10 protein-coding genes are annotated in these 12,616 nt (G+C 41.8%); 7 read left to right on the forward strand and 3 right to left on the reverse strand.

Features of this window, described 5'->3' with window-relative positions:
- Positions 1-63: 63 nt before the first annotated feature.
- The 4 genes from hslV (at position 64) to rraA (ending at position 3,695) form a co-directional block, all read left to right on the forward strand.
- Positions 64-594 carry an ATP-dependent protease subunit HslV gene (gene hslV / locus PSE83_RS11970; RefSeq protein WP_004265304.1) on the forward strand — a complete coding sequence of 177 codons (531 nt, stop codon included), beginning with the start codon at positions 64-66 and terminating at the stop codon, positions 592-594.
- A gap of 11 nt (positions 595-605) precedes the next feature.
- A complete protein-coding gene (hslU, locus tag PSE83_RS11975) occupies positions 606-1,940 on the forward strand; it encodes an HslU--HslV peptidase ATPase subunit (protein ID WP_004265302.1) in 1,335 nt (444 codons plus the stop codon).
- Between the two features lie 187 nt (positions 1,941-2,127).
- Positions 2,128-3,051 carry a 1,4-dihydroxy-2-naphthoate polyprenyltransferase gene (locus PSE83_RS11980; RefSeq protein WP_272660872.1) on the forward strand — a complete coding sequence of 308 codons (924 nt, stop codon included), beginning with the start codon at positions 2,128-2,130 and terminating at the stop codon, positions 3,049-3,051.
- A gap of 119 nt (positions 3,052-3,170) precedes the next feature.
- Positions 3,171-3,695, forward strand: coding sequence for a ribonuclease E activity regulator RraA (gene rraA, locus PSE83_RS11985; RefSeq protein ID WP_004265300.1), 525 nt, complete (start codon positions 3,171-3,173; stop codon positions 3,693-3,695).
- Between the two features lie 368 nt (positions 3,696-4,063).
- On the opposite strand, the gene zapB is transcribed toward rraA, so the two are convergent.
- Positions 4,064-4,303 (reverse strand): cell division protein ZapB, encoded by a 240-nt coding sequence (gene zapB / locus PSE83_RS11990; protein WP_004265299.1) that lies wholly within the window; start codon positions 4,301-4,303, stop codon positions 4,064-4,066.
- A 305-nt stretch (positions 4,304-4,608) separates the two neighbouring features.
- On the opposite strand from zapB, the gene PSE83_RS11995 reads away from it, so the two are divergent.
- The 3 genes from PSE83_RS11995 (at position 4,609) to PSE83_RS12005 (ending at position 10,997) form a co-directional block, all read left to right on the forward strand.
- Positions 4,609-5,469 carry an MIP/aquaporin family protein gene (locus tag PSE83_RS11995; RefSeq protein ID WP_004265297.1) on the forward strand — a complete coding sequence of 287 codons (861 nt, stop codon included), beginning with the start codon at positions 4,609-4,611 and terminating at the stop codon, positions 5,467-5,469.
- A gap of 3 nt (positions 5,470-5,472) precedes the next feature.
- Positions 5,473-6,999, forward strand: a complete 1,527-nt coding sequence (gene glpK, locus PSE83_RS12000) for a glycerol kinase GlpK (protein WP_004265295.1) — start codon at positions 5,473-5,475, stop codon at positions 6,997-6,999.
- 224 nt (positions 7,000-7,223) lie between these two features.
- Positions 7,224-10,997 carry a hypothetical protein gene (locus PSE83_RS12005; protein ID WP_272660873.1) on the forward strand — a complete coding sequence of 1,258 codons (3,774 nt, stop codon included), beginning with the start codon at positions 7,224-7,226 and terminating at the stop codon, positions 10,995-10,997.
- A 41-nt stretch (positions 10,998-11,038) separates the two neighbouring features.
- Here the strand turns inward: PSE83_RS12005 and emrD are convergent, their stop codons facing one another.
- Together emrD and PSE83_RS12015 are read right to left on the reverse strand one after the other, a co-directional pair.
- On the reverse strand, positions 11,039-12,223 hold the full coding sequence (gene emrD / locus PSE83_RS12010; protein ID WP_094961898.1) for a multidrug efflux MFS transporter EmrD: 1,185 nt from the start codon (positions 12,221-12,223) through the stop codon (positions 11,039-11,041).
- 144 nt (positions 12,224-12,367) lie between these two features.
- On the reverse strand, positions 12,368-12,496 hold the full coding sequence (locus PSE83_RS12015) for a hypothetical protein (protein WP_256372551.1): 129 nt from the start codon (positions 12,494-12,496) through the stop codon (positions 12,368-12,370).
- Between the last annotated feature and the right edge of the window lie 120 nt (positions 12,497-12,616).

Below are 12,616 nucleotides of genomic sequence, written 5' to 3' on the forward strand. Positions count from 1 at the left end.
TTTAATCTTTTGAAAATCACATTCAACCGCATTCTTTTTTGTAATAAAACCAGGGGCTAACTCATGACAACAATCGTAAGTGTTCGCCGTAATGGCCAGGTCGTAATTGGTGGTGATGGACAGGCGACGATGGGTAATACCGTCATGAAAGGCAATGTCCGCAAAGTTCGCCGTTTATACAACGACAAAGTCATTGCCGGATTTGCCGGTGGCACCGCAGACGCATTCACATTATTTGAACTGTTTGAGCGCAAACTCGAACTTCATCAAGGCCATTTAACGAAAGCGGCCGTTGAACTTGCTAAAGATTGGCGTACCGACCGCATGCTTCGTAAATTAGAAGCCTTGTTAGCTGTCGCTGATGAACACACTTCACTGATCATTACGGGTAATGGTGATGTGGTTCAACCGGAAAACGACTTAATTGCTATTGGTTCCGGTGGCCCATATGCGCAATCAGCCGCACGTGCTTTGTTAGAAAATACAGACTTAAGTGCCAAAGAAATCGCTGAGAAAGCGCTCGCTATTGCAGGGGATATCTGCATTTACACCAACCATAATGTCAACTTTGAAGAAATTTCTTCAAAATCATAAGGATTGCTAGTATGTCCGAAATGACTCCACGCGAGATTGTCAGCGAACTCGACAATCATATTATTGGCCAAAATAAAGCCAAACGTTCTGTTGCAATTGCTCTGCGTAACCGCTGGCGCCGTATGCAGTTAAACGAAGTATTACGTCACGAAGTCACACCAAAAAATATTTTGATGATTGGGCCAACAGGGGTAGGTAAAACTGAAATTGCCCGCCGCCTTGCGAAATTAGCCAATGCGCCATTTATCAAAGTTGAAGCGACCAAATTTACTGAAGTCGGCTATGTTGGTAAAGAAGTTGACTCGATTATTCGCGATTTAACTGACTCTGCCGTTAAAATGGTGCGTTTACAGTCTATCGAAAAAAATCGCTATCGCGCCGAAGAAATGGCTGAAGAACGTATTTTAGACGTTCTTATCCCACCAGCAAAAAATAACTGGGGGCAATCTGAACCAACGGATGAGCATTCTCCAGCCCGCCAAGCATTCCGTAAGAAATTACGTGAAGGCCAATTAGACGATAAAGAAATTGAAATCGAAGTCGCTGCATCCCCTATGGGTGTTGAAATTATGGCACCTCCAGGCATGGAAGAGATGACTAACCAGTTACAATCCATGTTCCAAAACCTAGCAGGCCAAAAACAGAAACCTCGTAAGATGAAAATCAAAGAGGCATTCAAACTGCTAGTTGAAGAAGAAGCGGCTAAATTAGTCAACCCTGAAGAGCTAAAAGAACAAGCGATTGAAGCGGTTGAACAGAATGGTATCGTCTTCATCGATGAGTTCGACAAAATTTGTAAACGCGGTGGCCAAAGTTCGGGGCCAGATGTATCCCGTGAAGGGGTTCAACGTGATTTACTGCCATTAATCGAAGGCTGTACCATTTCCACTAAGCACGGCATGGTCAAAACTGACCATATTCTGTTTATTGCTTCAGGTGCATTCCAAGTTTCGAGCCCATCAGACTTAATCCCTGAACTCCAAGGCCGCTTGCCAATTCGCGTTGAGCTACAAGCTCTGACAACTGAAGATTTTGTGCGTATTTTGACTGAGCCAAATGCCTCATTAACTGAACAGTATAAAGCGCTGATGGCAACAGAAGGCGTGAATATTGAATTCACGACTGACGGTATTCGTAAAATTGCAGAATCAGCATGGCAAGTGAATGAGTCAACCGAAAATATTGGTGCTCGTCGCTTACACACAGTGCTTGAACGCTTAATGGAAGATATTTCTTTCGATGCCAGTGACCGTAACGGGCAAACTATCCAAATCGATGCAGACTATGTCAGACAGCACTTAGATGAGCTGGTGGCAGATGAAGACTTGAGTAGATTTATTTTATAATCTTATTAATTATCTGGTTTTCATGTATCCTTAATATACATCGACTAAAGTGCAGCTTTTATCGCTGCACTTTTTTCTATGAAATATTCTGCCCATTGCATTGAAAATACTCAGGTATCTCTCTATATGATGGGTTATTAAATTATTAAGATCACATCTCTAAAGAGTTTGAATTATAGGTAACTGCATGCAGTCGACATCCTCAACAATAAGTCGTAAACAAGCTTGGATTGAAAGTCTCCGCCCTAAAACCCTACCATTAGGGGTGATTGCGATTGTGACAGGCTCTGCACTCGCTTATTTAACTAATAATTTTAAATGGCCTGTCGCTTTATTAGCACTTATCACAGCGGGTTTATTACAGATTTTATCTAACCTTGCGAATGACTATGGTGATGCGGTCAAAGGCTCTGATACGGCTGAACGCATTGGTCCATTACGTGGCATGCAAAAAGGCGTTATCACGCAAGCGGATATGAAAAAGGCGCTCAAGCTAAATATTACAGCGGCCTGCCTTTCCGGATTACTGTTAATTATTGTCGCATGTGAAAAACCCGAGGATGCCATTGGTTTTGTCGCATTAGGGCTTATTGCTATCGTCGCTGCTATTACCTATACCGTGGGCAAAAAACCGTATGGCTACCTAGGGTTAGGGGATATTTCTGTTTTAATCTTCTTTGGCTGGCTAAGTGTTATTGGGACTTATTATTTACAAGCAAATAGTTTTAATATCATCACTGTCCTACCCGCAACGGCTTGTGGGTTGCTCTCTGTTGCGGTATTGAATATCAACAATATGCGTGATATCGAAAATGATATTAAAGCAGGTAAAAATACCTTAGCGGTGCGCTTAGGTCCCCACGGGGCTCGAATTTATCACACCATTATTATTGTTGCGGCTATTTTATGTTTGGCCTTTTTTAATCTAATTTATTTACACGGCTGGAGCGGTTGGCTATTTTTACTCGCCGTACCAATGCTAATGAACCATTTACGTCGTGTTCTCAGCGACCCAACCCCCGAAGGTATGCGCCCTCTATTGGAAAATATGGTGAAAGCCGCACTCGTGACCAACGTTTTATTTTCCATCGGCGTCGTAATGAGCAAATAATATTCACTATTTGTCGTTTTTTTGACTTTTTCCGCCTATTTTTAGGCGGGTAACTTTGCCAAGTACAGTTCAAAAGGGATATACTGGTTGCCTCTTGCAGCAAAAAAGACCTAACTCCTATGAAATATGATACTTCCGAACTCTGCGATATTTACCAAGAAAGCGTCAACGTGGTAGAACCCCTTTTCTCCAATTTTGGTGGACGTACTTCATTTGGCGGTCAAATCATTACAGTTAAGTGTTTTGAAGATAACGGCCTAGTGTATGATTTGCTGGAAGAGGATGGTACAGGGCGTATCCTACTCGTTGATGGGGGCGGTTCTGTCCGTAAGGCACTTATTGATGCTGAAATTGCAAGGCTAGCTGTTGATAACCACTGGGAAGGAATTGTGGTTTACGGTGCGGTTCGTCAGGTAGATACCCTGATGGAACTCGACCTCGGTATTCAAGCTATTGCTGCGATGCCGGCGGGCTGTCCGGATGAAGGCATCGGTGAAAGTGATATTCGTGTTAATTTCGGCGGTGTGACTTTCTTTTCAGGTGATTACCTTTATGCCGATAACACCGGTATTATCCTTTCTGAAGAGCCATTAACACCTTATGAGAACAACGGTTTTGTCGAAGATGACAATATCGACGCATAATCCGTTAAAAATTCTATAAATAAGGGCTGCAATGATTTGCGGCCCTTATTTTTATACTCTACTACGCGAGGTATGACGAAATTTTCTCTAAACCCTACAGCGTGAGATATAACAAAAATTTCTCTAAATAATTCGTGTTGTAGGTAGGCGGCAAAGTCGATAAGACCCTAGGAGCATACATGAGTATGTGACTAGGGCGAAGAGACGAAGCCAGCGCCCTACAATGTGAGGCATAACAAAGATTTCTCTAAATAATTCGTGTTGTAGGTAGGCGGCAAAGTCGATAAGACCCTAGGAGCATACATGAGTATGTGACTAGGGCGAAGAGACGAAGCCAACACCCCTACAACGCGAAGTATGACGAGAAATTACACTTCTTCCATCTTACCGAGTAAAGTCCGTAAACGCTCTTGCCAAGCTTGCTGCTCTTGTTTTAACTGTTCATTTTCACGCACCAGTGAATCCGTGCCTGATTTTGCTGTTTCAAGCTCTTGGCTTAACGCACCATTTTTATCTTTTAATTCATCGATTTCCATTTGTAACAGTGTGATTGTATCAATCGCTTGTTGCACTTTGGATTCTAGTTTCTCAAATACTTCAAATGACATAATTCTGGTCTCCCTTATCAGCTTTTACACGATTGTAAGTAGCATGATCCTCTGTGTCCAGTTCCTTCCTTCTGAATCGTAATAACCTTCATTAAAAAACACTGGTCAGATCACATCACAAAGGTCGAATCCATCACTATTTTTGATTGTTTTGTTTCGCTTTAGTGATGTAACACACACTTTTCAATTTCGATATTTCTCGTTTATGTTCTTTAACGATAAATTTACAGTTAATGATTTTCGATTAGAAAATCTTAACTTAAAAAAACATTACAATATTTTTCATTTTCGTAGGATAGAAACATATGAGCCAAATGACGACTACATCACTCACGGGTCAGTGCATCTCAGAGTTTTTAGGGACTGCGCTACTGGTTTTTTTTGGTCTAGGTTGTGTTGCTGCCGTTAGAATAGCGGGCGCACAACTAGGCTTGTGGGAAATTAGTATTATATGGGGCTTTGGCGTTGCTTTAGCCGTTTACCTAACCGCTGGCACCTCGGGTGCCCACCTAAACCCAGCCGTTACTCTCGCACTATGGCTATTCGCGTGTTTTGATAAGCGCAAAGTTGTTCCTTATATCATCGCACAGATGCTAGGTGGTTTCTTTGCTGCCGCATTAGTTTACTCAATGTATTCCCCTGTATTTTTCGATTACGACCAAGTCCATCACATCATTAGAGGCTCACAAGAAAGCTTATTTACTGCGGGTGTTTTCTCAACCTACCCAGCACCACAAATTAGTGTTCCTCATGCATTCTTTATTGAGGTCATTATTGCGGCCATTCTTGTTTGCTTAATACTCGCGCTAACCGATGATGGCAATGGTGTCCCACGTGGCCCACTTGCACCATTGTTAATCGGTATTTTGATTGCCGTTATCGGTGGGTCATTTGGCGCGCTCACTGGGTTCGCACTCAACCCTGCTCGTGACTTTGGTCCAAAGGTTGTCGCTTATCTCGCTGGTTGGGGTGATATCGCTCTGACTGGTGGCCGCGATATTCCTTATTTCCTTGTCCCATTGACAGCACCTATTGTTGGTGGTCTGCTAGGCGCATTCGCCTATCGCAAACTGATTGGTCGCCACTTACCTTGCATGGTATGTGAAGAAGAGACCAAAACAGAAAAATTATCCGTTAAAAACACCAAATCCTCGGAACAGGCTTAAATTATGACTACTGAAACCACTATTGCGAAAAAGTATATTGTTGCACTCGACCAAGGCACAACCAGCTCACGTGCTGTCGTACTCGACCATGATGCGAATATTGTCAGTATTTCACAACGTGAATTCACCCAAATTTATCCTAAGCCAGGTTGGGTGGAACATGACCCAATGGAAATTTGGGCATCACAAAGCTCAACACTAGTGGAAGTACTCGCTAAAGCGGATATCCGTACCGATGAAGTCGCTGGGATTGGGATCACTAACCAACGTGAAACCACTATTGTTTGGGAAAAAGCCACAGGTAAGCCTGTTTATAATGCAATTGTGTGGCAATGTCGCCGTACTGCTGACTTTTGTACCCATCTGAAACAAAATGACCGCGATTTAGAAGAGTATATTCGCCAAAACACCGGTCTGGTTGTTGACCCATATTTCTCCGGTACAAAAGTCAAATGGATTTTAGATCATGTTGAAGGTGCACGTGAGCGAGCTGAAAAAGGGGAGTTACTGTTTGGAACTGTCGATACTTGGCTCGTTTGGAAAATGACACAAGGGCGTGTTCATGTCACCGACTATACCAATGCCTCTCGAACCATGTTGTTCAATATCCGTAACCTCGAGTGGGATGACAAAATTCTCAAAGCGCTCAATATTCCACGAGCAATGCTTCCTGAAGTGCGCCCTTCTTCCGAAGTCTACGGGCAAACCAATATTGGGGGGAAAGGTGGGACTCGTATTCCAATTTCAGGAATGGCGGGAGACCAACAAGCCGCTCTGTATGGCCAACTGTGTGTCAAATCAGGAATGGCCAAAAATACCTATGGAACAGGCTGTTTCCTACTTCTGAACACGGGAGAGACTGCTGTACGTTCAAATCATGGCCTACTGACGACTATCGCGTGTGGCCCAAAAGGTGAAGTCAATTATGCACTTGAAGGCGCTGTATTTGTCGGAGGTGCCTCTATCCAATGGCTGCGTGATGAATTGAAATTAATTGATGAATCAACAGACTCAGAGTACTTTGCCACTAAAGTGAAAGACAGCAATGGCGTGTATGTTGTTCCTGCCTTTACTGGTTTGGGAGCTCCATATTGGGACCCATATGCGCGCGGTGCTATTTTTGGCCTGACACGTGGTGCAAACCGCAACCATATTATCCGTGCAACATTAGAATCTATCGCTTATCAAACCCGTGATGTACTTGATGCAATGCAAGCAGATTCAGGTGAGCGCTTAAAAGCACTACGTGTTGATGGTGGCGCTGTCGCCAATAACTTCTTAATGCAATTCCAGTCAGATATTTTAGGTACTCCTGTTGAACGCCCTGAAGTGCGAGAAAGCACTGCATTGGGAGCCGCTTACCTTGCAGGCTTAGCCGTTGGTTTCTGGAGTAATCTTGATGAGTTACAGAGCAAGGCGACCATTGAGCGTGTATTCAAACCAGGTATTGAAACGACGGAACGTAATTTCAAATACGAGGGATGGAAAAAAGCCGTAGCTCGTGCCCAAGAGTGGGAAGATCGTGGCTAATCCATCTTTTAATCTGTTTTATTTCTAATATCCCAAAGGCCATATGAATCATATGGCCTTTTTTATTTTATCCCTACAAGTATGACTTTCTTCTAATAACTAATTAGTTAATCAATGAAAATGCAGTTATTAAAACAATAATAAATTAGACCGTTTTTTGCAGTTTATTTAGAATAATATTTCAATAAAATTCAAAATTAACCCTCAAAAAATGGATTATGGTAATGGATAACCTTAAAATATTTGCTGATGAGATACAGCAAGACAACTTACAACTAGGATGGTATAAAAAAGGGAGAGTGGCAATTATTCAACAAGATACCACCTTAATAAATGCATTAAAGGATAACCCTGAACAATCAGCTGACGGCGAAAAAGCATTTAAGTTATTTAGTTGGTTAAATAATAACCCCCGGCTAGCGGGTGAAAATAAAAAAACTTATTTATTGAGTGCGCTCTGTACTGAACATTTCTCTGGATTTAGTTTCCACCCCAAGCAAAATTTATTTGTCGAAAGCTTTAATTCACCCCATGAATGGATTAATGGAGAAACCAGAGCACAAGCTCAGCTCGCTGATTTATTATTACCAAGCGGGCAATGGCATCGCCATTATAACATCGTAGTCTTGCCTGAAAAAGCCAATGACAAACAAGTCGAGCTAGTTCGCCATTGGTTGGAACTCACCGGCGGCAGTTTATTGATAGTCAAAAATAAACACAAAAAACCATCAGCATCGACCCAACAACTCATTGATGAACTTAATCCAGTAGAGCCTATTGAGCAAGCCAGCCGCACCTTAGAAAATCACAGTTTCCAGCAAATTATCACCCTACCAACCCAAGCAATAAACTCATTGAAGCTAACCGATGAGTTACGAAAAAACAGCCAATATTTCTCAATATCTATAGAAAATATGAAGTATAACAAGGTGTTGTCTTTACATGACGTTCCAATTACAAAAACATCATCTTGGCAACAGATTGCCCATTCTGTCGAAACCGATGTAAATAAAATAATGGCAGTAAATCAGCTTCCTGCGGTTAAAATCCGCTATGAAAAGAATACCTTAAAACTTGTTGGTGAAAATATCATTTTTCGCCAGTTCCAATTGAAACAAACAAAACCGGCGATCTCTCGACATGATGCGCAAGAAAGCGTTCCTCAAATTCTACCTATTTTAGTAGCAGAAAACCCAGATGAGCTCCCAAATCAGTTAGTTGTAGGTGCCATAACAGGAAAACTACCAAATAGCCCCCATATTAAGGGTTACAAAATCCTTGAGCAGCCCAAATTTGGTCAATTAACGCTAAATAACACCACCAACGAATGGCAATACATTGCCAATAACGCCAAATTTAAAACCCACTCAGATCAATTTGATTTTATCGCTATGCAACCTAATGGGCAGCAATCCCAACCCCTTTCCATTCAGTTACAAACCGCAAATGCACCACAACTGCGCATTCCTGGTAAACGCACATATTCCACTCCAGACCCTGTTTATCATGAACCTCAACGGCGTTACAACCCAACACCAAGTGATATGCAAATCCATCATATTCAACTTGCGCAAACTCACCTGCAGAATATGACCGATAAGCATATGAGCTTAACGGCTAACCGCTGGGCGTTATTGAATGTAGAAATTACTAGCGAAACGGCGGCTAAATCCCCTAATATTGAAGCCATCGTCAGCAATAAAGAAAGAAAAATATTAGGTCGAGTGAGACTAACTGGCCCGGATCATTTGCCCCAAAAATTAACAGCGCTCCCCCAAAAGATGAATGTTTCCGCACAAAATTGGCATCAGCAACGCTTTACTGCTCCGCTAAAAGGCGAGTGGATACAACCGGATATCAACCTCGTTATCACTGTTAATGGCAAACCCATTATCACCGAAGAAACCAACCAATATGGTCTATTTTCACCTAATGTTACCCTTGATAGCCATCTAATTGTTCAGGTTGATAATCACAGTTTATATCAACAAGGTCATGGCGTTTATTCATCTTCCCCGCTAAGTTGGGGAAAAGAAGCGGTAACAGTTTTACCGATTGGACAGCTCACAGTGCATAGCCTTCCTGCTACGGTGAGTCACCCAAGCTTAACGCCACTTAGAACTGACACCAATAGCAACACCATTCCGTTTATTCATCCTCATTATGATAATTCTGAAGAGATTGACTATCACCCCAGTGCACAAATTTTTTGGGCTTATAATAATAGTCATAAATACCAAACTGCTAACAATGCTGATTCTGATTATCAATATACTGCGATTGAAACCCTACCTTCAAATGTTGGCACTGCGCTATTAGGGCTTGGGTCGCCCAACCACGGTGGCGGGGTTCATGAACCTAACGTGATGTTTCATGAGATTTTTGGTCACGGTCTTGGTTTGCCTCATACCGACATAAAAGGTGAGAATGATCAGTTAATATACCCTTACGACCCTCACAGCCATGGCAAAAACCCAGCTTATAACCAATCTAGGCAATATTATATCACTTATCACGATCTCCATAGTCACTTAAAACAGGCTATGCCGACCATGCTTTCTAGTTTTGTGCCTTTTAGGAGCGGTGCTTATGATGCATTTTTGCCTCATCCTGATGTCTACAACCAAAAAATTCACCAATTTTTAAGCAAAAGAATACGCTGGCAAAGCAATAAAACTAAAGGGGAGGATACTGAAGATGGCGGGTTTGCAGGAGACGGTTTTTATCAACGCTGGGATCAAATTAACAAACAATGGGTCACACTAACTCAACAGAATTACTCAAAATATTATCACCTAACGCAAATTGAGCAATTCCCTCATCAACGTGATGTAGCGATTTATTGGATACAGCATCAGTTTACTAAAATGGCAGATAATACCCCACACCCTTATAGCACCATCACGGTTGACCGTACCATAGGAAGCTTGCCGGCCGATTACCATAACCTAAAAACAGGGGTTGGCCGTCCATTTGATATTAATGGTGACTATGCATTAACCGTCACTTATGCAACTCCGAATGGGTTATCGACCGAAGTATTGCAAATCCGACGTACAGAGAGCTTCAATATTGCAGATAAAGGCGAATTGGTTCAGTTTACTGTACATGAATTGAACTACAAAAAAGAGCTTGGGCAGTTGATCTCCCACTATAACAACCCGGATTCATTAGCTTGCCGTGTATTAACAAACAGTGATGGCTATTTATTACCCAACCAGCTGATTCTCGATAATTATTGGCAAGGTGCCCCTATTTACTGGGCAGCAACAGAAGAAGGCTTAATTGATTTTTCGACAGGTAAAGTCAATCTCGACAAAATCACCTCAAAAAGTGCACTTTGCGCCAAGTGGGTTGAAAAAGGCCGGTTACATCAACAATATTTTTCATTATCTGACCCATTTGGCCAAGATTCGCAGGTTGATACCTCTTTGAACTTTATTGCGCTCAATCACCTTGATACTCACGCAAGGCATTACTCAGCAATACCCGATGTGATCTACTACACAGTCGAGCAACCTTTAGTTGCGGATGTAAACTTCGAACAAACGGTGGATATTACTCACCTAAACTTGCCTGATGGCCAGTACTCTTTTTGGGTCACACTAAGGACAAGTGATGACCAAAAACAAATTCAAGAAAGCATACCAATAGAGGAATGGTATTTTTCAGTACAACAAAATCAATTAACAATAAAAGGCACGATAGACAGTACCCCTGAGTTAAAACTGGATGGAATAATCATTCATATAGACCAACACTTGCAGGACCATACTGTACCAAAGTTGATTTGGCTCCAACAAAATACTCAAAATCCAACAGGACAATTAGCAGAAAATACAAAATTTCTAGATTATAACCAACCAGTGATATTTAATTCAGGAGTCATGTTGCCGGAACTTATATCATCAATGTCAGAAGAGGAACCTAGCTCCTTGTATTCATCGGTGCTATCCATTCCGCCACAAAAGCAAGCTGATATACTGCTAAGCGCGTAATTTGATGGTCAGGCTGTCTTTTGCAGCCTGACCATATACTATTAAACCATGCGTTCTGAGTGATTCATACGTTTTGCTAAAGGTAACCAGCACAACAATACAAGCATCGACATTAAAAACATCAACAATCCTAAACTAAACTGCCCGTTCTGTGGTAACAAGGCGGAAACCCAAGTCGCAACACCTGAACCGACATTTTGTAAGCCGCCAACGAGTGCACCTGCGGCACCTGCCAAATAAGGGAAAGGCTCCATAGCCCCTGTCGTTGCTAATGGAAATAACATACCAGCGCCAAAGAAAAATACCGCTGCTGGGACTAACAATGTCCATGTATTCATAATCCCAAACCAGCCTGGCACCCACATCATAAAGCCAGCCAATAAACAAATAAGCACTGAGTGCCACATCAAATTATAAAACGTTTTTCCCTCTCGCCCTGCATACCAAGCGCCAAAGAAAGCGGCAGGAATCGGCAATATAAATAAAATACTCACGGTGATACTGCTTAGCCCTAATACACCACCCATCAATACACCACTGCTGGCTTCAAATACCGCTATCCCAGCTAACGCACCAACTAGCATGGCAAGGTAAGAGAGAAATGAACCACTTGAAAGTAATTCACGATATGAGGCCAACATTCTGTGCTTTTCTGGGGAAACCGGCCGCGTTTCTGGTAGCCAACGATACATACTCAATAATACTGAGGCACCTAAGATAAATAGGAAAATATAGCAAGCATGCCAGCCCCAAAAGTGCGCTAATATTCCACCAAACATGGGAGCCAATAATGGGCTGACTAACACCCCCATATTTAATAGGCTATTTGCATAACGCAGCGCTGTGCCTTTATATAAGTCTCGAGGCATTGTTCTTGCCATTACACCGGCAACACCAGTTCCTAGCCCTTGTAACCCACTTGCCACTGTAAGTATATTTAGCGTTGGCGCGAAAATTGCCACAACCGTTGAAAATAAGAAAATCGTTAAACCGGTTAAAATAACAGGTCGGCGACCAATTCGGTCAGATAGCGGCCCATAAACTAACTGCGAAAAACCATAAGAAAATAAATAAGCCGCCATCACTTGTTGAACAGCACCAGAGGGCTCATTAAAATAAGCGGCAATTTCAGCAATGACAGGAACATAAATAGTTTGTGTCATTTGGCCGACCGCTGCCAATGCAATTAGCATCAATAGCAAATTAAAATGTTCCAGTTTTCTCATTTTTCTCTCAAATACATCCAATAATTCAAATGCACGCTATTTCGGACACAAAATAACGCCGCATTATTTCATTGTAATAACGCAAAATTATTTAGGTACTTAATTATCAATATAAAAATACTGCTCTACGCTTTTATGCCATTTTTAATAAATAGCAAATAATGCGTTTTGCTTGAGTGTGACTAAGATAACAAAAGCAGCCATCTTTTCGTAGTAGTGCGACATTTTATATTTTTCAACAATGGCAGTAATATTCGCCAGCATTGTCAACATAACTGTACATTGAACTTTAAAATAGACCAATATTAAGAATAAAACACTGGAACACATTATCGATAAGCATAAATAATGAACTGTTTTAGTATTAAATCCTAGTGAACCATGCTTTGGCTC

Origin of the sequence: Providencia sp. PROV150, assembly GCF_028481025.1 — a bacterium.
Classification (GTDB): Bacteria; Pseudomonadota; Gammaproteobacteria; order Enterobacterales; family Enterobacteriaceae; genus Providencia; species Providencia hangzhouensis.